Origin of the sequence: Paenibacillus sp. FSL H7-0756 (assembly GCF_038006765.1) — a bacterium.
GTDB lineage: Bacteria > Bacillota > Bacilli > Paenibacillales > Paenibacillaceae > Paenibacillus_AQ.
The window spans coordinates 1,049,625-1,071,821 of record NZ_JBBOVT010000002.1; the positions used below are offsets into that span (position 1 = coordinate 1,049,625).

Sequence of the window (22,197 nt, forward strand, 5' to 3'; positions counted from 1 at the left end):
CCCCTATTTGTCCATTCTGTGAGCGTTGCACTTCAGGCTTAGAGTGCCATTCTCACCGGTTTCTGCCTACACCGCCACCGCTGCTTGCACTGCCGCCTCCGCCGGAGTTGCCTCCACCACCGGAAGAGCCAGAGGAGTGCCGGCCAGAGCCGCCACCGCTGGAAGAACCCCCTCCTCCACTGTTCGATTCTCTATGAGAGGAGGAGTACCGCCCCGCTCCCCCGCCACTCGAAGAACCGCCGCCCCCGGAGTTACTGCCCCAGAAGCTGCTGGAGCTGCTTCCCGAGGAAGAGTGGTGGTGCGGCCGCCGGTATCTTCTTCGCTGGCTGTAGCCATAGCCGGGCTGGCCGGTCCAGGCGCCATAACGCCGGATATTGCGCGGGCTATGCGGATTGATCCGTATCCCGTAACGGGCAACATAACGGTTGCGTGAGCTGGCTGCGAGACTGATTAGCGCAACAAGAACCAGGAATATTCCGGCAATCGCCATCCCCTTGGATCTGGAGACGGGCACCAGCTCCACAGGTTCTTTCGCTGCCACAGGCGCTTTGCTGACGGTGGAGGCTGCTGTGGATGCAGAACTGCCTGCGGCTTGTCCCGAAGCAGCATCCGCCCGGGCCAGGAAGAAGCTGTAGAAAGCATTCGCCGTCCCCACCACGCCGCCTGCGTAATCTTTTGCCGCAAATTTAGGCTCCAGCACCGTATTCAGAATCCCGCTGATCCGCTCATTCGTCAGCACTCTATCGATCGACTTGCCTTGTAGCACATGATAGTTATCCCCGCCGATATCCAGCACCAGCATCACATCTCTGGGTCCGGCAGCCACCCCGGCGAACTTCGCATAGGTATAATCCTGCAGGCTCTTGCCGCCGGTATTCTTAACCGTTACCACATAGATTCCGCTCCCGGTAGTAGCCGCGTAACGGTTGCTGGACTGGTTCAGATAATCCTTGGTAACTTGCGGGAAAATTCCGGCATTGTCCGAGACATAGCTGCGGGTGCCAAGCGTTTCCGAGTAGCTTCCGCCGAGCTTCTGAATGAAGTCGCCATAGGTTTTATTAGCACCTGCGCTGTACTTCTTGGCTGCGAAGTCCGGCTCCAGCGATGCAGAGAGAATCTTCGAGATTACACCACTGTTCAGTTCCTTCTCCAGTCCTTTGCCGGGAACGGCCCAGTAATCATCGTCCTTAATGGAGAGCAGCAGCAGAAGTCCATTATTCTTGTCCGCCGAGCCGACTCCCCATGAATTGAACAGCGAGGTTGCATATTTCTCCATAGATACGCCGTTCGTTGAATTCACCGTAACCAGCACTACCTGCGCCCCGGTCTCCTGATAGAGCTTCACCCCATAGTTGACCATGTAGTTCTCGGTCTTCTCATCAATCACGTTCGCAAAGTCATTCACATAAAAGGCTTCCGAATGAGCCGGCACTGCCGCCTCTGCCTTCCCCGGAATGAACGGCAGCAGCATCATGATCAGCATACCGGTCAGCAGTGTTTGCAGTATTCTTGCACGCTTCATTAAATCCCCTCCGGCTTCTCGTATCTCTTCTATTACTATATCGGTTACGCACGGGATGGACTTGTAGTTCCATCTCTCTTATGTGTATGTCCGAATCTAGTAATTATTCAAAAGAGTCTGCCGGGGCTTACTCGTTATTGAACCGGTCCGGGTGGGAGCCGAAGCGCTGATCGCGGTTCAGGCCATTGATCCGGCTGATCTCCTCTTCCGACAGCTCGAAGTCAAAAATATCGGCATTCGCAATAATCCGCTCCGCCTTGACCGACTTCGGAATCGTCACGATTCCGTTCTGCAGATCCCAGCGCAGGATGACCTGCGGCAGCGTTTTGTTATGATGCGCTGCAATATCGGCCAATACCTCATTGTCCAGCAGATGCCCTTGGGCCAGCGGGGCCCAGGCTTCAATTTGAATGCCCTGCGCCTTGCAATACTCACGAAGCTCTTGCTGGTTAAGCAGCGGATGCAGCTCCACCTGGTTGACCATCGGCTTCACCTTGGCCACAGTAAGCAGATCCTCCAGATGATCGATCTGGAAATTGGACACCCCAATGGCGCGGACTTTGCCGTCTGCATACAGCTTCTCAAGGGCGCGCCAGGTGTCTTTGTACTTAGCCCGGATCGGCCAGTGTACCAGATAGAGATCGGCATAATCCAGTCCCAGCTTGCTTAAGCTCTGGTCAAATGCGGCCAGCGTAGAATCATAGCCCTGTTCCGTATTCCATACCTTGGTGGTGATGAACAGCTCCTCACGCGCTACTCCCGACTCGCGGATAGCCTGCCCGACTCCTTCTTCATTTCCGTACACGGATGCGGTATCGATACTCCGGTAACCCGCCTTAATGGCTGCTTTGACCGAATCAATAACCTCCTGGCCCTCTTGTACCTTGAAGACACCAAGCCCGAACCATGGCATTTCTACCCCGTTAGCTAATTTCGTTGCCGATTTTAAGTTCATCATAATCACACTACCACCTGTCTAATGGATTTGTTGAATTAACTAGAATAATGAAGCAGGGATCAGCTTGCGGCCGCCTTTGATCAGGGTCGAATCCAGAGCATCCCCTTTATCTCCGCCAAAATACAGCTGCCAGTACACGCCGAAGCGGATGCTGACATCATTCTTGACCAGCTCCGGCGGCGTGACGATCAGCCACTGGAACTTCAGCGCCTTCGAAATCTCGAAGACCGGATCAAGCACATTATTTGAGACCATCTCTCCGAACGGGTTATCGTACAGGAAGACCGTCCAGCCTTTATTTTCACGGTTAACACGCTTGTGCGTCATAATCATCATCGCCACCAGCAGCTGAACAGACTGGCGCTGTCCGCCGCTGCCCACCGCCTCATCCAGCGCGCCGCGGTTGATAACCTCCCAATCGGAATAATGATAGTCCTCGGGAGCGGCATACAGGAAGTAATTCTCCGTCACCGGCTTATACACCTGCAACACCGGGAAGCGGTTCTGCAGCGCCGCGTATACTATGCGTCCATCGTTAATCAGCTCTCTGACGGCTGAAGCCGGAACCTGCTCCATCTTCGGGAATCGCTCCAGCAGGCTGCTGATGCAGCGGTTGAAATACTCGCTGACCAGCGGCTCGATGTCATCGGTCGTCCGTGGAACATTAATATTCTTGTAATTCAGCTTAACCAGCGGGAAGGCATGGCCGTTCTCATTGTGAATGATCATCCGGCGTTCCATCCGCTTCAGAATATCAACGATCTGCACCACACGTTTGGCTGCCCGGCCTACCCACAGCTTGCGGGACAGCTCCATATCCTCTTTATCGCTGCGGATGCTCTCCATCTGATCACGCGAGCTCTGAAGCATGGAATCCAGTACCTGCAAGGCGATTGCGAAATCATCCCAGTGAACATTGTTCAGGCGTTCCTGAATCTTCGTCTCAAGCTCCGCATTCCAGCCGGACTTGGCCACCTTGCCGCTCAGCTCAGTCTTCTCTTCCTTCACCTTGCGGGAGACCTCTGCCCGCTGGCTGCGGCTCTCCTTGCTGCGCTGCAGCCAATCCTCCACCAGCGTCTCGCAGCTCTCCCGCACACTCAGCTGCACTTCTTCCGGCACCTCCCGGAGCGGCACACGGTGCTCGACATGGGTATCCATAATCCGGCTCTGATTGCCGAGAATGAGCAGCCATTGATCCATGGAAGCCAGCGCCTGCTTACTGGTATTCAGCAAATGCTCATTCTCCCGGATCCGCTGACTGATCTCTTCCTCCTTCTGTTCCAGCGGCTCATGCCATAGCTCTACCGTCCGCTCATGCTTCTCCTTAATCGCCTTTTCGGACTTGCCCAGCTCTTTGCGCAGGCTGTCAAGCTCGGTCTGGCAGCGGATGAAGGAATCACGGAGCTGTTGATAGTCCTCGTCCAGAATCATCGTGTCACTCTTCTGGCGGACTCTGGCGGACTGAATCATATCCGGTGACTCCTGCGGCTCAGAGGCAGACTGCCATCCGGCATCTACCTGCTGCACAGCAGCTTCCAGCTCGGCCAGCTGTTCTCTGGCCGCCTTGATCTGGGCTGTTCTTGTGCGGATCTCCAGCTCATTCTGGCTTAACGACTGCTGAAGACTCTCGGCTGTACTGAGCAGCTGCAGCAGCTTGTCCTGCACCGTCTCATTCAGTACTTCATCGGCAGCAGCTTCATCTGCCTTAGCATCCGTCTCAGTATCAGCACCCTGAACTTTCGCACCCGCAGACTCACCGGGGAACTGTATGTCCGGGAACCAGTTCTGCAGCCGCGGGAACACGGAATAACGGGCATCTCCGATCCATTTCTCGCGCTGTAAGGCGAGGCTGTCCATCTCCGCCTTCAGCCGGGCGAGCTGCTGGTCCTTCACTGCAATCTCTTTGCTGAGATTATTCTTCTGCTCCACAGACTTGTGCTTGTCTGTATAGTTCTGCTCGTGCTTCCGGCTCCGCTCACTCCACTCCCGCAACGCCGCCTCCCGGGTCTCCTGCTCGGACTTATCCGCTTCGCAGGCTGACAGGTCTCTGGAAATTCCAGCCAGAACCTCCTCATAGCGTGTCTGTTCTGCGTTCATTTCATTCAGCTGGCTGCGAAGCTCCTGCAGCAGGGTTTCCGCACTCTTCTGTCTGATCCGCAGACTTGCAGTATGCTCGCCCTGATGGAGACGTTCATATTCCTGCCGGGCGGATTTCAGCTTGGCAAGATACGCTTCCTGCGCCTGAAGCTCCTCCTCCTGCTCACGGAGTCTGGAGGCCATCCCCCGCTTCCACTCCTGAAAATGATCCGGCTGCAAGACCATCTGCGGCCCTTGATGTGCCAGCAGCAGGAAGGCGTCTGTACCGCCCTCCGCCATCTCCTCGCGCACGAAGATCGGGACCGGAGCCTTAAGCAGAAGCTCCTTAAGCAGCTCCGGCTGCAGCTTAGCCGCTTCACGCTTCGTGACAATCAGGCCGTAAGGAAGCAGCGGGTGGCGTTCCAGCTCCTCCTCGCGGACCAAATAAGGCTGATCGTTCAGATACATGGTGCCCGTCATGGAACTAATCTTGAGGGCATCCAGCGCATCCTTCACCGTTACGATATCATGGTTAGGCAGCCAGTAGGCTTCCTGCTGCAGCTCGACATCCAGCTGCTGCTGATAATAATCCCGCCGCAGCCGCTTCGTCTGCTGCTCGGTATCCTCCAGCCTGCGGATGAACCGCTCCTGGATTAGAGGCTTCGCTTCGAATAGAGCTGTCGCGCCAAGCAGCTGATGCTCCTCGTACATCTCCAGCAGCACTACGAGCTGTGACCAGAGCTGCGACTCCTTGTTCATCTGGGCTTCGATTCGCCCGGTTAGCTCCTCTGCCTGAACCTCGGCCCCCAGCAGCTTCTCGGCCAGCCGGGTATGCTGCGTATGCAGTAACAGCTTCTGGTCCTCAGCGGTCTTGCGCTGTTCATTCAAGGCCTCTATCTGCTCAGTCAGCCCTCTGGCTGCAATCAGCGCGCGCTGAAGGGCGGCTGCCGGTGAGTGGGCAGCTTCCTGCCCGTGGCGGGAAGCGAACACACCCAGATCCTCTGTATACTGACGGATCAAGGCTGTTAATTCCTGCAGCTTCCCATCCAGTCTGCCAAGCTCCAGCAGCAGCTCCTCCCTGCCCTTGCGCAGAATCTGCTCTTCCGCTACATGAGACTGCTGCTGCGCGCTGTAGAAGAGACTCTTCGCCTGCCATAACCGGTATACCTGCTCCCACTGTATCCGCAGCTCCTGCTTGGCCCCTTGAATCACCTCTTGGCGCTCCTTCATCGCAAGCGACCCTTCGATGGCTTCAATCTCCTTCTGCCACTGCTCCATCTGACGAAGCTGCAGCTTGCGCCGGGCCAGATAATGGGCGACCTCCAGCGACTTCTCCCTCTGCTTCGATTCTTCCAGACGCTGCTTGGCCCGTGTCTGATTGTCTGAGACGGCTCTGAAATGCTCCTGTTTGCCGTCATGCTCTTCCTTCAGCCGCAGGTACTTCAGATTATCGCTCTCGAATCTGAGCGTCTTCGCTTCCAGATAATGTCCAGCCAGCTCATCCGCTGTTCTGCGGCGCTTGTCTTCCGCCTGCTTCAGTTCATCATGAATAACGGTATAGAGCTGGGCTCCGAGCCGTTCGGTCTCCCGGAAGCTGAGATCCGCCTCCGTTCCGAGCTTCACCGCTTCATACAAAGGAGCCGCAAGAGAGGTGAACTCGGCAAAAGCCCGCTCGCGCTGCTCCAGCATCGGCAGCCGCTGTGCAACTGTAGCGGTATCCACGAACATCCGCTGAAGCGAGCCTTCATCCTCGCGCAGGCTCCCTCCCAGACTGGAACCGATCTCTGGAATAATCAGCCGCTCGAAGAGATTATGATTGGTGAAGGCATCATTTTTCTGGAAATAGCCCTTGATGCCGCCCTCTTCCCCGTTGATTCTGCGCATATTGCGCCATTCATCGATATGGATATCATGGTCAGCCAGATAGGCATAATATTTCTTCAGATCGGAGCTGCTGCTGCCGTAGACATTAATCTCACCCCGCCGTTCCCGCACAAACTGCTGAACCGCTTCGAAGCTCGCGGGCGTATTCAGCTCATGATCATACAAAGGCAGGGTGGAGAGTGTAAGCTCAGCCGTCTCTTCATATTTCAGCAGCGCGTACAGCAGATAATCGACTTTGATCTCAAGCTGGTCCATGGAATGCTGGGCGGTCATCGCGATCCCGGTGGTGATATACTCCGTCCGTTCCTTATCGTCAAGCCGCCATTCGATAGCCACGTGGAAGGTGTAGGGCTTCAGCTGTTTTTTGTGATTGTGGAAGAAGGCTTCGACCTGGTTCTCATTATCCTTACCCCAGGCGGCTCTAGGCATCAGCAACTGGAAAATCGACTGCAGCAGCACGCCCTTCCCCCCGCCGTTCATCAGCGTAATCAGGGTATTGGCCGGGCCCTCTTCATTACACAGATCGAGGATCATATCCTCATATTTCTTCAGCATCTTCTCGTATTTGAGTCCGGCGATGCGGATCCGCTCAATGCGCGGCATGGGCTTCACCCTCCTGTTCGCTGAGTGTCCGGCCAACCAGAGCCTTCAGCTCTTTGTACCGGTCCACATCGTGATAGAGATAACGCATCCGCTCGTACAGCTCTTCCCTTGGGAAAATCCGCTTCTCATTCTCCGAAATGAACACCAGATGCTCCTCCTCCAGCAGCTTCATTCCTTCGTGAATGAGACCAATCCGGGAGCCTGCGCCGCGGGTCAGCGAATCCCCCTCCTCCTGGCTGCGGGTCTGCATATAGAGGCTGGTCCACACTCTGTGCATGGCCTGGATATCCAGCCGCCACTGCTTGCTGAAGCTGCCGTCTTCATCCATGCCGATCCAGCCTTGGAACAGCTCGGATACCTGATCTGACAACTGAATATAGGACATGCTGTCCTGTCCCGGCTTGAAGTGCTGCTCATCCTGATCCATCTCCGCCAGGAAGACGAGGATAATAACGTTAATGATATGTAAATGCGTCTTGCGCTCAATCCGTGAATATTTATTACGCAGCTGAGTGAAGTTGCTGGCGAACCCGGAGCCGATCGGACTCACGAGCAGGTGCAGGCGGTGACCGGAATTCATAATCCGGCAGCCGGCTTCTTTGGCTACATATTGCAGGGCATCATGAGCGGCGGTATCCTGCAGACATTCGGCCGCAGCGGGATCATCCAGCGGAATCACCTTGCGCCGAAGCAGGTCGAAGAACAGCCTGGAAGCCTGCTGAACTTGCTCTAGGGAATAACTCATATCCGAATCATCTCACTTCTCTACAATAGTAATGGTATAAGGGCTGATCTCAAGGCCGGGGATACGGATGCTGCCCTGCTGCTGTGAAGAGATGGTGGTCCGCAGCCTTGCGCCGCGCAGCACTTCCAGCTCCGGGTGGTCCAGCATCAGCCGCTGAAGCAGCTTCTGGCATTCGTCCGCCACGCCATGGCCCTCCGCTTCCTGCTCCTCGACAGTAATTACGGTATGGAAAAATTGCACCCACAAATCCACGGCATCCGGGCAATCCGCCCAGCGCCGCTGCTCCTGCTCCGTGAACGCCTCCGCAGTGAAGGTGAAGCTGCCTTGCGCAGTCACTCCGGCTATAACCGGCAGCCATAGCTCGCATACCTCGGTCCAGGGAATACCTCTGGGCACATAATGGATGTCCTCTTCTTCCCCGGCTTCCTCCGGCGCATCCTGCGTATCCTCCGGCAAGAAGCCGGCCTCCTGCTCTTCCCAGGCCCAGGCCAGCGGATAGATGAAATCCTGGCTGGGCGAGAACAGCCCGCTGATCAGCGTCTCCAGGCTATCCCCATCCCGCAGCCCTTCGGGCTTCACCCATTCCTCCCACACATGGGTGCGGAAGTTGAAGCCTGCTGCTCCCCAGAATAACTCCGGGAAGTTCAGCCGCAGATTCGTCTCTGCTTCGAAAATGCTCAGCACGACCTCGGCCAGCTCATCATGCACCCGCCGGGACAGCTCCACCCGCTCGGAGAGCTGACGCAGCTCATTGAAATCAATGACATCCTTCTCGTCATTAGCCAGCCGGGCCAGCGAACGGTGGATATTATCGAAATGCTTGCGTTCCTCGTCAAATTGCTGGTGGATCTCCTCCAGCCGCTCATGCCGCTGGGTGCCGTATTCGCTGAAGATATGCTTCGGATTACGGCGCAAGGCATTGCGGTATTCCTGCTGCTGCTGGGTCATTTTGCGCACGCGGGAGATCAGCTCATTCACATCCTGCATCGCCCGGGTAACCCGTCCATGCTTGATGTGCATCTGAATCTCCAGCAGCTTGATGCTGACCTGGAACTCATCGATAATCTCGTGGCTCATGAAGATCAGCTCCATCGCATACTCGGAGAGCCGGTAGATGGTCGTCCCGTTCTCTTCCCAGCTGATACGTGTAGCATCCTCATCCACAGTGAAATACTTGTACTTCTGAACCCCGATCTGCCGGGTATGGTCATCGTAATAATGGGCCTCGAAATCCCCGCCGCTGCCGCTCCACAGCAGTCCGTCTACCAGCCGTTCGACCGATTCCGGGCTGCCCAGCTTCGCTATGCCGAAGCGTTCCAGCGAGCTCCAGGCCAGATCCACCAGATCCTCCCTTGCCCGCTGTTCATTCGATTCCAGCTCCAGATAATAGACCTGCAGCAGCACACTAAGCGCAATCATTTCCTTATACGGCTGCAGCTCACCCAGATTCATGCCTGCGCCCAGACTCCATAAGGGGTTCAGCCGCTTGTTCCGTTCTCCGAAATCATTCCAGTTCATGCTCTTGCCAACCTCGCCATCACTTCATAATTTCCCTACAACATAACATAAACCCAAATCTGCACCGCAGGGTGAAGGTTGGGCCGGAACATACACAGTTATAGACAGTTTGTTAATGCTCAGGACCCCGAAATAATGGGAATGTATGTTTCTATTCTCATGTCTTTCTATTATAACAATGTTTCATAGATATGGCTATTTGCAAAATGAATAGAGGAGCCCTTGTTAGGACTCCTCTATGTTATGGCACGAATTCACAGTATAACGCTAGTACCTTATCAGATTTAAAATCGTGGATCAGACGTATTCCCCCTTCAAATTACATTTTTTCCAAGAGGGCGTTGTTCTTCAGAGCGTTTGGCTTAGCGTAACGGACTGAGGTACTCTTATTTGGAAAGAAAGTCACCAATGGGGCGAGTAACGGACTCCACAGGCCTTATCCTTTGCACTTCAGCTCCGAAACGTCTCATAGCGAGACTATAAGGTCGCCGGAGTCCGTTACGCTGCAAAAAGTGGCGTTTTTGCGGGGATAAGATCTCTCTACTAATTGTACTTCTCATTCACTAGATATAGCAGATTCTGCTTCACCGCAGGCCATTCCTCATCAATAATACTGTACAGCACATTGTCCATAACCGTACCGTCAGCGGTGATCCGGTGCTTGCGCAGAACGCCCTCCAAGGCCGCTCCAATCCGCTCAATGGCCCGCCGCGAGCGAAGATTGTCACTGACAATGGAGAAGTCTACCCGGATCAGCCCCAGCACCTCGAAGGCGTATTGCAGCAAAAGCAGCTTCGACTCCGTATTCACCGCTGTTCTCCAGTAATCCGTTGAGATCCAGGTGCAGCCGATCTCTGCATTACGATGCGTACGATCCAGATGCATTAACCTCGTAGTCCCTAAGATTCGGCCGGATGCCTGCTCCACCATCACATAGGGCATATCCTTGCCTGCTGCCTGATTCGCCAGAGCCGCATCCACTAGTTGTCCTGCCTCTTCCTCAGAGCTAATCCGTCTCCAGGTGTATTCCCAAATTAGCGGATTGTGCAGCACCTTGGTAAGCTCAGGTTTATGCTCCGCCGTCAAAGGCACAAGCCGGATTACGTTGCCTTCATGCTGCACTGTTTCTATTGCCGTCACCTGATTTCCCCCTATATCTTTTTACCTGTTATACTTCTCACCTGTTATATATGAAGCGATTTATTCCCATCCGTCAATCTTAGCAGTCAGTTGCTGAATGAACTCCGGCACGCCCAGTGTGAATAATGTGTTCTCCGCACGGCTTCGTACCGAGATTGTCCCGTCATTCTGCTCCTGATCTCCCAGCACCAGCATATAAGGGATTTTCTCCAGCTGAGCTTCACGGATTCTGTAGCCCAGCTTCTCATTCCGGGAATCTACCTCCACCCGCAGTCCGGCTGTTGCCAGCTGTCTTCTGACCTGCTCGGCATACTCGTCATGAACCACAGAGACTGGCAGCAGCTTAACCTGCACCGGAGACAGCCACAGCGGGAACGCTCCGCTATAGTGCTCTGTAAGAATACCCATGAACCGGTCAATGGAGCCGAACACCGCACGATGAATGACAACCGGACGATGCTTGTTGTTATCTTCGCCAATATAAGTCAGGTCGAACTTCTCGGGCATCTGGAAATCCAGTTGAATGGTACCGCATTGCCAGCTCCGCTTCAGGGCATCGAGGACATGGAAATCAATCTTCGGTCCGTAAAAAGCGCCATCTCCTTCATTCACCCGGTACTCGATTCCATTCTTCTTCAGCACCCGCACAAGCGACTCTTCCGCCTGATCCCAGAGCTCTTCGGAACCCATATAGTCCTCCGGGCGTGTAGACAGCTCGACCTTGTACTCGAATCCGAAGATGGAATAGAACTGATCGATCAGCTCCAGCACCCTTGTAATCTCGGACTCAATCTGCTCCGGCAGCACGAACAAATGGGCATCATCCTGGCAAAAGGTACGGACCCGCATCATCCCGTTCAGCGCGCCGGAGGATTCATGGCGGTGAACCTGGCCGTATTCCGCAATACGGATCGGCAGATCCCGGTAGGAACGGAGGCTGTTCTTGTAGATCAGCATGTGTCCCGGACAGTTCATCGGCTTCAATGCAAAATCTGTCTCATCCACCTTCGTGAAATACATCTCATCCTTGTAATGATCCCAATGTCCGGATTGCTCCCACAGACGGCGGTTCATCATCAGCGGCGAGCGGACCTCTTCGTACCCGTCGGCACGCTGCAGCCTGCGGGAGAAATCCTCCAGTGCTGTGCGGATCAGCATCCCTTTGGCCAGGTAAAACGGCATTCCGGGCGCTTCCTCGGAGAACATGAACAAGCCTAGCTCCTTGCCCAGCTTGCGGTGATCCCGTTTCTTCGCTTCCTCCAGCAGGTGCAGATGCGCTTCAAGTGCCGCAGCGCTCAGGAAGGCTGTGCCGTATATCCGCTGAAGCACCTGATTGTCAGCATCCCCGCGCCAGTAGGCACCCGCAACACTAAGCAGCTTGAACGCCTTGATCCGGCCAGTGGAGGGCAGATGCGGCCCCCGGCAGAGGTCCGTGAATTCGCCTTGCTCATATAGGCTGATTACCGCGTCCTCCGGCAAATCCCGGAGCAGCTCCAGCTTCAGCGGCTCTTCCTGCTGTTCAAAGAACTGCACCGCTTCCACCCGGCTGACCACCCGGCGCCGGATCGGCAGGTTCTCCTTGATGATCTTCCCCATCTCCCGCTCAATCGCAGCAAGATCCTCGCTGGACAGAGGCTGAGCAATATCTATATCGTAATAGAAGCCGTCCTCGATCACCGGACCAATGCCCAGCTTCACGTTCCGTTCTCCATAGATCCGTTTGATGGCTTGGGCCATCACATGGGCTGTGCTGTGTCTGTGAATCATCAGCCCGTCGCTGCTGTCCGCTGACACGATCTCCACGAGGCTGTCCCCTTCAACCGGACAATCAAGGTCAACGAGATTGCCATCGATTTTGCCGGCTACTGCATTCTTCCTTAGACTTACGCTAATCGACTCCGCAATCTGCGCAATTGTGGTGTTACGCGAATACCTCCTACTTGCTCCATCCGGCAACTGCACTTGAATATCCATGATTTTGGCCTCCATTTCTTGAGTGTATATAAGACGCACTTAGGATCGGAACTAGAAGCGTAATTGTCACTACGGTGAACATTTGGACTTCCAGCCGCTGTTGTCAACAGATTTCCTGATTCAATCCGCAATTTGCGGGTAAAATCCGTTGACAAAGGCGGACGCTACCGCTCCTCCAGTTCCAAATTTCCCCTTCGTTTCTTTTCGCTTTTTGTTATTTATTAAGTGCTTCTTATATTAGGTTAGTATATAAAAACACAAAAAAACGCATCTCATCCCGGAAAGGGACGAGTGCGTCTTAAGCTCGTGGTTCCACCCTAATTCGACTATACGTCACTTAACCCCCGGCTGTTCGGCGGAAATGTGATCAGTACAATCCTCATGGCATCCGTTAACGGGGATGGGGCGGTGACATTTACAGCCTCGCTAACAGCAGGAGGGTTCAGTGTCACGGCTATAGAGGGGTAACATCCGGCTGGTCTCTGTAAGAAGCTCTCACCTTGCACTTCTCTCTCTGGTCAGTCCTCACGGGATATCCTGTCTCTGGTCATTGCCTTGGTTATGGTGTTGCTGGTTACATAATACGCACGGTCTTCGCCAGAAGTCAATACCGCGCTGAAAAAAACTTAAAAGTCACTGCCCGCTTGACCACTTAAATCTTTAATCCGTTCAGCTCATTCCTCTGTATCCGCAGGATAATATCCCCCACTTCTTCCACCGTATGCGCAATATAATCCGCTCCGGCCGCTGTTAATTCTTCCTCGGAACCATAGCCGAACAACACGCCCACTGAGGCTACGCCGCAGGCTTTTGCACCGATAATATCATGCTCCCGGTCCCCGATCATCAGCGACTGCGAAGCAAGCAGATTATTCTCATCCAGTACATGCTGAATCACCTCGCGCTTCTTCGAGCGTGTTCCGTCCAGATTGCTGCCAGCCGCGTACTTGAAGAACCCGTCCAGCTCATAATGCCGGAGGATCTGCTCTGCGAACACAATAGGCTTGGAGGTTGCTACATACAGCTCGAATCCCTTGGCCTTCAAGCTCTCCAGCAGCTCAGGTATGCCTGGAATCACATGGTTCTCGAACATCCCCAGCGTCCGGTAACGCTCCCGGTAGAACTCCACAGCCTGTGCCGCTGCCTCTGCTGTGAAGCCTTGAATTTCGATGAAAGAATCGTATAACGGCGGACCTATGTACGGAATCAGCAGGTCAGGATGCTCCACCTCTATGCTGAATTGGTTAAGCGCATACTCCACGCTTTTGGTAATGCCTTCCTTGGGGTCAGTCAATGTGCCGTCCAGATCAAATAAGATGTGCTTCAAGCCGTTCTTCATCTCTTCCGGATGCTCCCTTCGTGTGCAATTGCTATCTATCATACCTTTCTTCCTGTTTATTTTCCATCCTCAGGATGCTATAATTCAGGGCAATTCGAGGAGCAGGAGGAATATCATGATACTGCTTAATCCCGCCACAATACTCATAGGCGACTATCGCTTCGCCGCAAGGAACAATGCCGGAACTGAAGTTGTTGTATATGACAAAGAAGGCAGAGTGTACCGCCTGGATGCGGACTTCACGCCTCGTGAAGCCGGACAGCTCTATAACTTGCAACCGCTTAACCTGGACTCTCTTTCATTCCATCCTGAGCGGGAGCTGGCGGCTTTCATTATGCAGGATGCGGTAATGGGCACAGGAGACTTTACGGGCCGCTTGCTATGGAGCAAAGCCGGGCCGTATGTCTGTGTTCTTTTCTCGCGTGATGGGGGTCTAATCTGGTCTGTAGCCAAGCTGGACGGGGAACATCTGCGGATTTCGGTGTTTCATAGCGGGGACGGAACGTTAGCACATTCACTAGACTTGGAAGATCCCTTCGGTGACAGTGCGCTGCGGCTGATGGATATCCCAGGGGCGGAGGCTGTGACACTGGAGCTTGCGGCTGGTCAGGATGGTATATCTGTGTACGAATTATCTATTCAGCAGGACGGGTTACATAGCAGGGAGATGTTCCCGCAGGGATGTTATATTGCGCCGGCTTGGCATCCTGACGGCCGTCAGCTGTTCACCTTGGAGAATGATACGCAGATGTACGCCCGGTTCTCCTATCCAGCCTTGGAGCTGCTACAGGAACAGGGCCCGCACGAAGGGGACTACGAAGATGAGTATGAGGAAGAAGACAATTATCCGGGGTATGGCATGCTCTATCTTCAGAACGGTCAAGCCATCACGCAAAATACGAATGAACGCTTCTTTCTGTTTGATCCTGGAACGATGGAACGGATCGTTGAATGGGCTTTTGCCGGATATGAGCCCGTGCCTGCGAGTGTAGTTTTCCCTTCAATGGATGATGATCCTTCCCTGTACTCCCAGCTTCAATCGTGTGAGAGAGTCGGCAGCCTGCTTCTATTCAGGACCGGCTCTCTACACGATACCCCTCATTTGCTGATGATTGAGGAAGCTGCGCTGCTGGAAACCATCGGCTCTATGCTTACCAAGCCACGCGGATAATCAAGCCCTTAGGGTCACCAACTTCCAGGTAGGCTGCTTGGCCGTTCACATCGTCATACGGGAAGCCGTATGCCAGTCCGCTGATGCTGTGATCATGCCAGAATTTTGCATAAAAGTTGGCGGGAGCCGCATTGTAATAGTTCGCTACGTTGTTCCAGTTACTGGTGGTGTAGACATGGCGGTTGATCGCAGCGGAAGTGGCGGCATCGATTAGCGAACCGTCATTGCGCAGAATATCCTGGGTGCTATAGCTGGAATACCCTGCGAAGTAATTCGCATTGGCTCCACCGGCTTTGAAGGATCCATGGACTGGAGCAATAATCCGGTAAGGCGCCTGATCGGTTGCCAGCGATTTGAAGGCCGCAGGAACTTCATTCTGGTATTTGGTGAAAATCCCGGCCCGCGTCTCCGATTCCAGTTCGCCTACCGTCTTGTCATAACCGCCGGACAAGCCGACCAGCCGGTGCTGGATCGGGAAGCCGAAAGCATCTACACGGGTGGTATTGCCATGATAGCCTGTAGCATCCACCGTGAATTCAACGAAGTCGAAATAGAGATTACGGTTAGGATCAGTCGGATTATCGATATCCGGTCCGGCAAAGCCGTCGTCATAGGTCTTGATGTACAGCGGCGTGCCTACACTGAGGAACATGCGGCCGGAGGTAATTTTGGGCAGTGTAACCCAGGAAGCCTGATTAATCGTGTGATAGATATTAGCATAATTCACACCACTCTTGGTCAGATGGCCGGAAGCATTGTTCAGCGCATTCGAGATCGGAATGAGATTGCCATTCAGGTCCAGATAACTCCATTTGCCATTGGCCGGGTTGATGCCGAGCACCCCCCAGTAGATCTGGCTGTCAGGATAAGCGCCGCCTGTTCCGTTCATGACCTTGACGGAGACAGAGCCTGCAGGCGGTGTCGGGATTGAAGAAGCAGCAATGGAATAAATGGAGCCTGAAGAGCCTGACGGCGGAGTTGTCGGCCCGGTTGTTGGCGCAGTTCCGGCAGTGTAGCTAAACCAGCTAGTGTCGTAAGCCGGAGTGCCGTTGTTGTAGGTGAAGAAGTAAGAAAGTGCTGTGCCGCTGGCGATTCCTGTAACCACCTGCTCATAACGCGCTTTACTGTTGTTATAAGTCATACGGTAGTTAAGCTGGGTACCTGAATTTACTTTGTAATGCACATCGGTCCAGCTCGTATTGACTGAAGATTTGAACCAGATGGTTGCCGAGGTTCCCGACAGGTCTACTCCTTGGGTAAAGTCTGCAGCGGCTGCTTTGGAATTGAACAAGGGCAGGCATGAGAGCAGAAGCACGAACGCAAGCATCGTCATTAGCCATTTTTTGGACATCCTAACATTCCTCCTGAATGATATTGGCATTTCTGTATCCGTTTACAAATATGATTATAGTAGCTCTGGTAACTATTTAGTAGGCACAGAATTTCGGATTTTGGTTCCCATATTTTGGTTTGGTGCTGCAAAAATAGCAAAAAGCCCTTAATTCCCAGACGCCTGGTTATTAAAGGCTTTTTTACGCTTCAACATCTTATTCGCTACTCCCAATGCTGCGAAATAAAGGTATCCCGCCCGGACTGCTCGCGGTCCTCTTTATAGTGCTTCGGATTCTTCTTGTGATAGTCCTGATGATAGTCTTCTGCCGGATAAAACACCGGCGCAGGCAGAATCTCTGTCACTACCGGAAGCTCGAAACGGCCGCTAACCGCCACCTGCTCCCGGGAAGCCAGTGCAGCCAGCCGCTGCTCTTCCGTATAATAGAATACCGCCGTGCGGTACTGCGTTCCCCGGTCCTGAAACTGTCCGCCGTCATCCGTCGGGTCAATCTGCGGCCAGAATAGCTCAAGCAGACGCTCATAAGGGAATAATTCCGGATCATAAGTGATCTGCACTACCTCGTAGTGACCGGTTGTCCCTGTCTTCACCTGCTCATAAGTAGGGTTATCTACCGTTCCTCCGGCGTAACCTGATACAATTCCGTGAATGCCGGGCAGCTCTTCGAACGGTGTAACCATACACCAGAAGCAGCCTCCGGCAAACATTGCCTGTTCCATAGCCATCCTCCCACTCCCTGTCTCTCATCTAGTGACTCATGTTACATCCTGTACTGAAGATAAAGCCTAATAACCTGAAAGTCAATTTGATCGCTAGGACTGATTGCCCATAGATAAACTTTAGAAATAGAATATTTATTCTATTGATAGTTCAGAAAGAGAATAATTAAACTTCAAGTATGTTCGGAATGGAAATTCCTTTTTGCAGAATAATGACTAGAATATAGCTTTTCTATTGTCTGTTTCACCACAAAATCTATCTTTTTGATACTTTAAGGCGGAATACATATTCTGTTAATTGACAATTCCTTGCAGGGGATGTACTATTTTATAGAATGATTTTTCCGCTAATGAGGTGTAATGATGGGTAAACGCGATGATATTCTTCAGGCAACCCTTGATTTGATTACTGAAGAGGGCTTACAATCTGTTACTTTTGCCAAAATATTCAAGAGAGCCAATGTCGGCTCCAGCACATTCTACCACTATTTTGAGAACAAAGAGCAACTGGTCAATGAGCTGTACCAAAAGGTCCGCATACATAAAAATGAGTTCGTCATGAACGGCTATGATCCCGGGTTAACAATCTACGAGCGTGTGAAGAGTCTCCTGAAGAATACAGCCACCTACTCGCTTCACTACCCCAAAGAGGTTGATTTCACAGAGAACTATTGCTCTTCGCCCTATATTTCAGAGGATTTGCGGAACACACCCGCTCCCTCCACCTTAGAGATTTTCTCCATCATTGAAGAAGGCCAGCGGCAGGGAATCATCCGGGAAATGAATGTATGCCTGTGCTATCAGCTGATCTACGGAATATTAATTGCTGTGATCAAAGGCTATTTGGACGGAAAGTATCCGCTTAACGAACAGCAGATTCAGCAGACCATTGAAGCTTGCTGGCTTGCGATTAAGCTATAACGGCTAACACAAATAAGGCTATCCCTTAAGCAAAACTCTGCCTAAGAGACAACCTATATTCCGGCATCAGCCAGTTGATGAATACTAGACCTGAGGAACCAGATTCCGGCTCCCCGAGGACTTATAGATCTCTGCAATCAGAGTGAGCGCCTTGATGCCCTCCGCACCGTCAATCCAGAACCTGCGGCCTTCACGGATATGGTCGTAGAAGTCATGAATTAACCGTGAATGTCCGCTGCCCCAGTAGGATTTCCCTCCGCTGCTGATGCTCTGCGGCTCATAGAGCAGCGTCTCCTGACCATTCTTCCACAGATAGAGGCTGTCCCGGCGCTGCTGCAGAGTCCCTTGCTCGAAGACCAGCTCCAGCTCCACCGGTGAATTAGCCTGATACGCATTGGTCCCGTAGAAGAGTCCGCGCACTTTGTTCTTGAAGTCGATACACGCATGCGCGCTGTCTTCGACCTCAATGACATCGTTCAGCACATCAATGCTGACACTGCCTTTCACGGAATCAATGTCACCGCCGAACCATTGCAGCAGATCCAGGGTATGGATAGCCTGATTGATCAATACCCCTCCGCCTTCCGTAGCCCAGCGGCCTCTCCAGGGACTGTTCGTGTAGTACTCCTCCGTCCGGGTCCAGGTCACCAGGCCCTTCATGCAGAGGAGATTGCCCAGGCTGCCGGAATCAATCACTTGTCTGATCCGCACCGAAGGTTCATTATAGCGGTTCTGGAATACTACACCCAGTTGTCCCGCAGAATGCTCCGCCGCCTCCTGCATTAAGCGGGCAGAAGGCACATCCAGCGCCATAGGTTTCTCGGTCAGCACATGCTTGCCGGCCTTCAGCAGCTCCACCGCCATTCCGGCATGCAGATGATGCGGCGTGCACAGATGGACGATGCTGATATCTGCTCGCTCCAGCAGCTCCCTGTAATCTGTCAGTCCTTCACATTCGTAATCCTGAGCAGACTGTGCTGCCTGAACAGGGTCACTGTCCACCACGGCTACCAGCCGCGCATTCCGGGTGGAAGCAATGGCTCTGGCATGCAGCGGGGCAATCGCCCCGCAGCCGATAATCGCTGCTCCATTAGTATTCATCTTAACCACCTTCCGATCTTCTGCTAGCTGTCCTGCACCTATTTAAGCGTATCCGGGGTCAGATTCACCGCTTGCCGCTGCGCTTCCAGACACAGCTCAGCCGCCTTGAACGCATGCTCCTGGGTCATCGCCTTCTCCGTCCGTTCCAGGCAGTCCAGAATCAGCTCACCGAAGAACGGGAAGCCAATCTTCCCGGCTACATGCTCATAATGCTCGCCCTCACCGTCTACCCAGAAGACATGATCCGGGGTGCTTGAGCGGCCGATATCGCTGTATTTGCGCAGTTCAATATAGCCTTCCGTACCGAGAATGATCGTCCGTCCGTCGCCCCAGGTCCCGAGCCCTGCAGGAGTGAACCAGTCCACACGAAAATACTGCGTAGCCCCATTGTCCCCAACCAGTGTAGCATCCCCGTAATCCTCAAGCTCCGGGTAAGCCGGATTGTTGTAGTTGGCAACCTTGCTGTGCAGCACCTTGGCATCACGGCAGCCCGCGTAGAAGAGGAACTGTTCAATCTGATGGCTGCCGATGTCACAGAGAATGCCGCCGTATTTGTCACGCTGGAAGAACCATTCCGGCCGGCTGGGTGCATTTAACCGGTGCGGCCCCAGCCCCATCACCTGAAGCACGCGGCCAATCGCCCCCTGCTGCACCAGCTGACCGGCATAAACAGCGCTCTCTACATGCAGTCTCTCACTGTAGTACGTCATGTATTTCCGTCCCGTCTTCTCCACTTGAAGGCGTGCTGCTGCGAGCTGGTCCAGAGAAGTAAACGGAGATTTGTCCGTGAAATAATCCTTCCCGTGTGCCATCACCCGCAGACCGAGCGGACCACGCTCCGAAGGAACGGCCGCTGCTGCTACGAGCCGGACCTCAGGATCTTCAAGAATCTCTTCAGCAGAGCGTGCGGCTCTGACGCCGGGATACTTGTTCTGGAACGCTTTTACCTTCTCGGGGTCAGGATCGTATACCCACTTCAGCTCGGCTCCCGCTTCTACCAGTCCGTTGCACATTCCATAGATATGCCCATGATCCAATGCCAGCGCTGCGATTACGAATTCACCCGGTCCCACCACAGGCTTCGCCTCATGTACCGGAGCATACATCATTCCATCCTTGCGGCTCATGCTTTCACCTCCAATCTGGAATGCAGATTCCGGAGACTGATCTCCAGGCTCTCGAACGGATCACGCTGGCACACATCCTGCTCCACGATATGCCACTCCACACCTGTCTTGCGGCAAGCCTCAATAATCGCTCCATAGTTCATATTGCCTTCGCCGATCTCGGCGAACACAGGCTTCTTGTTCAGAATCGCCATATCCTTGAAATGCACAGCTTGCATTCTGCCTTCCACTTTATGAATCCACTCTACAGGATCTCCGCCTCCGGCCTGCACCCAGTACAGATCCAGCTCGAACCCGAAGACCTCCGGATCACTCTCCTTCAGCATCACTTCCATGCCGGTCAGACCGTCAAACCGTTCAAATTCAAAATCATGATTATGATACACAAATTGCAGGCCATGCTTTTCCTTAAGCGTACGCGCAATGCCTGAAGCCAGTTTGGTGAAGGTACGATAGCCTTCCTGACTGGTCTGGTATTCCCCTGGCAGTGAACCAAGACCGATGTATTTGCAGTCCCACAGCTTATGCTCGGCAGCGAGCGCATCCAGATCATTCACCAGCCGGTCCCAGGGAACATGCGTCGCACATATTTTCAGATTAAATTCATCCGCATATTCCTTCACCAGCTTAGGGTCCATCGGACCGATCCCGGAGATCTGGACAGCCTGGTACCCGATGCTGCTCACCTTCCGCAGGCTCTCCCGCAAGGCTTCCGGCGTCTGGGTATATTCTCGCAGGGTATACATTTGGGCGGCAATTGTTGAACGGTTCATTGCATTCATCACTCCTAGATAAGTTTGAGTTGCGTAAGAGAGTAAGGTTAGTCTAGTGGGTGCCCGATACATCCAGGGCTTTCTGGCTGACCGGCGCTTTCTGAAAAGTAGAATTCTCCACATGCTCCATCAGCTTCTCATAGAACAGCTCACTGTCGATCGGCAGGTCCACCCAGTCGTCGGTCCATGCGGACAGATACATCGCATTCGACAGAGTCAGGCCGTGAATGCCCTCTTCCCCCGGAGCCAGCAGCGGCTCCTCATGCAGAATCGCATTGGTGAAGTTGCGCAGAATCCCCTTATGCTGCTCTCCATTCCCCGAGTCCACCGGAATCTCGCATTTCCAGCACTCCGGTGCTCCGAACCCTCCGGTATATTCCGCATTGAACTGCGGCTCAGGAGTGCGAAGGCGGAAGAAGGTCAGCTTGCCGTCTTCAATAACGATTTTCCCGTTGTCGCCTGTAATCTCGAACCGGTTGGTCCCTGGCGCTTCGCCTGTAGTGGTGATGAACAGCCCGGTTGCACCGTTCTCATATTCCACATAAGCGGTGACATCATCCTCCACCTCGATATTCCGGTACTTCCCGAACTGGCAAAAAGCGCGTACCCGCTTAGGCATCATCCCGGTGGTCCACTGCCAGAGATCAAGCTGGTGCGGGTCCTGGTTCAGCAGTACCCCGCCGCCTTCCCCGCCCCAGGTTGCCCGCCAGCCGCCGGAATCATAGTAGCTCTGAGAGCGGTACCAATTGGTGATAATCCAGTTCGTACGCCGGATCTCCCCCAGCTCCCCGGACTGGATCAAGTCTCTCAGCTTCTGATAGAGCGGGTTAGTCCGCTGGTTATACATAATGCCAAACTTGCGGTCAGACTTCGCTGCGGCGTCATTCATCTCCTGTACTGCCTTCGTATACACGCCTGCGGGCTTCTCAATCAATACATGCAGCCCGTAGCCCAGCGCTTCGATCGCGAGCGGCGGATGGTCATAATGCGGGGTGGCAATCATCACCGCATCAATGATCCCGGACTTGAACAGCTCCTCCGGCGACAAAAAGCGCTGCACGCTATCCGGCAAATGCTCCTCTGCCCAATCCAGCCGCTCAGGGCTGCTGTCGCATACCGCTGTAAGCTCAGCTCCCTTAATATCACTCAGCAGACTCTGTGCATGGGTCCGCCCCATATTGCCTACTCCAATAATTCCAAATCGTACCTTATCCATCTCCCAGTCCCTTCCTGAAACAGTTTATGATATGAGGATAACCCTATTTGCCGGTGGTG

The 22,197-nt window shown here is 53.6% G+C and carries 16 protein-coding genes; 2 read left to right on the forward strand and 14 right to left on the reverse strand.

Annotated features, from left to right (window positions below; genetic code table 11):
- Positions 1-52: 52 nt before the first annotated feature.
- From NST04_RS21150 to NST04_RS21185, 8 genes are all read right to left on the reverse strand, one after another.
- Complete coding sequence (locus NST04_RS21150) at positions 53-1,522, reverse strand: TPM domain-containing protein (RefSeq protein ID WP_341186012.1); 1,470 nt, start codon at positions 1,520-1,522, stop codon at positions 53-55.
- Positions 1,523-1,649: 127 nt separating this feature from the next.
- Positions 1,650-2,480: an aldo/keto reductase gene (locus NST04_RS21155; protein ID WP_445667936.1), complete on the reverse strand. Its 831-nt coding sequence runs from the start codon at positions 2,478-2,480 to the stop codon at positions 1,650-1,652.
- 39 nt (positions 2,481-2,519) lie between these two features.
- Positions 2,520-7,043: a hypothetical protein gene (locus NST04_RS21160; protein ID WP_341186013.1), complete on the reverse strand. Its 4,524-nt coding sequence runs from the start codon at positions 7,041-7,043 to the stop codon at positions 2,520-2,522.
- The gene (locus NST04_RS21165) at positions 7,030-7,788 is read right to left on the reverse strand and encodes a DUF6063 family protein (protein WP_341186014.1); all 759 of its coding nucleotides are present in this window, start codon (positions 7,786-7,788) and stop codon (positions 7,030-7,032) included. Before NST04_RS21165 ends, NST04_RS21160 begins: the two co-directional genes overlap by 14 nt.
- A gap of 12 nt (positions 7,789-7,800) precedes the next feature.
- The gene (locus NST04_RS21170; protein ID WP_341186015.1) at positions 7,801-9,306 is read right to left on the reverse strand and encodes a hypothetical protein; all 1,506 of its coding nucleotides are present in this window, start codon (positions 9,304-9,306) and stop codon (positions 7,801-7,803) included.
- Between the two features lie 543 nt (positions 9,307-9,849).
- Positions 9,850-10,446 (reverse strand): GNAT family N-acetyltransferase, encoded by a 597-nt coding sequence (locus NST04_RS21175; RefSeq protein WP_341186016.1) that lies wholly within the window; start codon positions 10,444-10,446, stop codon positions 9,850-9,852.
- 60 nt (positions 10,447-10,506) lie between these two features.
- Complete coding sequence (gene thrS / locus NST04_RS21180; protein ID WP_341186017.1) at positions 10,507-12,420, reverse strand: threonine--tRNA ligase; 1,914 nt, start codon at positions 12,418-12,420, stop codon at positions 10,507-10,509.
- Between the two features lie 652 nt (positions 12,421-13,072).
- Entirely contained in the window at positions 13,073-13,801 is a 729-nt protein-coding gene (locus NST04_RS21185; RefSeq protein ID WP_341186018.1) for an HAD family hydrolase, read from the reverse strand.
- Between the two features lie 73 nt (positions 13,802-13,874).
- On the opposite strand from NST04_RS21185, the gene NST04_RS21190 reads away from it, so the two are divergent.
- Complete coding sequence (locus tag NST04_RS21190; protein ID WP_341186019.1) at positions 13,875-14,930, forward strand: hypothetical protein; 1,056 nt, start codon at positions 13,875-13,877, stop codon at positions 14,928-14,930.
- Here the strand turns inward: NST04_RS21190 and NST04_RS21195 are convergent.
- Both NST04_RS21195 and msrA read right to left on the reverse strand, forming a co-directional pair.
- Positions 14,911-16,281 (reverse strand): glycoside hydrolase family 64 protein, encoded by a 1,371-nt coding sequence (locus NST04_RS21195; protein ID WP_341186020.1) that lies wholly within the window; start codon positions 16,279-16,281, stop codon positions 14,911-14,913. The two genes, NST04_RS21190 and NST04_RS21195, sit on opposite strands and share 20 nt — an antisense overlap.
- 203 nt (positions 16,282-16,484) lie before the next feature.
- Complete coding sequence (gene msrA, locus NST04_RS21200) at positions 16,485-17,000, reverse strand: peptide-methionine (S)-S-oxide reductase MsrA (protein ID WP_341186021.1); 516 nt, start codon at positions 16,998-17,000, stop codon at positions 16,485-16,487.
- A 363-nt stretch (positions 17,001-17,363) separates the two neighbouring features.
- Between msrA and NST04_RS21205 the strand changes: the two genes are divergently transcribed.
- A complete protein-coding gene (locus tag NST04_RS21205; protein ID WP_341186022.1) occupies positions 17,364-17,921 on the forward strand; it encodes a TetR/AcrR family transcriptional regulator in 558 nt (185 codons plus the stop codon).
- 84 nt (positions 17,922-18,005) lie between these two features.
- Here the strand turns inward: NST04_RS21205 and NST04_RS21210 are convergent, their stop codons facing one another.
- From NST04_RS21210 to NST04_RS21225, 4 genes are read right to left on the reverse strand one after another with little or no spacing between them, the layout of a single operon-like run.
- On the reverse strand, positions 18,006-19,022 hold the full coding sequence (locus tag NST04_RS21210; protein ID WP_341186023.1) for a Gfo/Idh/MocA family protein: 1,017 nt from the start codon (positions 19,020-19,022) through the stop codon (positions 18,006-18,008).
- Positions 19,023-19,060: 38 nt separating this feature from the next.
- Entirely contained in the window at positions 19,061-20,149 is a 1,089-nt protein-coding gene (locus NST04_RS21215) for a Gfo/Idh/MocA family protein (protein WP_341186024.1), read from the reverse strand.
- Positions 20,146-20,922 carry a sugar phosphate isomerase/epimerase family protein gene (locus tag NST04_RS21220; protein ID WP_341186025.1) on the reverse strand — a complete coding sequence of 259 codons (777 nt, stop codon included), beginning with the start codon at positions 20,920-20,922 and terminating at the stop codon, positions 20,146-20,148. The genes NST04_RS21215 and NST04_RS21220 overlap by 4 nt, the downstream gene beginning before the upstream one ends.
- Positions 20,923-20,974: 52 nt before the next feature.
- The gene (locus tag NST04_RS21225) at positions 20,975-22,138 is read right to left on the reverse strand and encodes a Gfo/Idh/MocA family protein (protein ID WP_341186026.1); all 1,164 of its coding nucleotides are present in this window, start codon (positions 22,136-22,138) and stop codon (positions 20,975-20,977) included.
- Positions 22,139-22,197 lie beyond the last annotated feature (59 nt).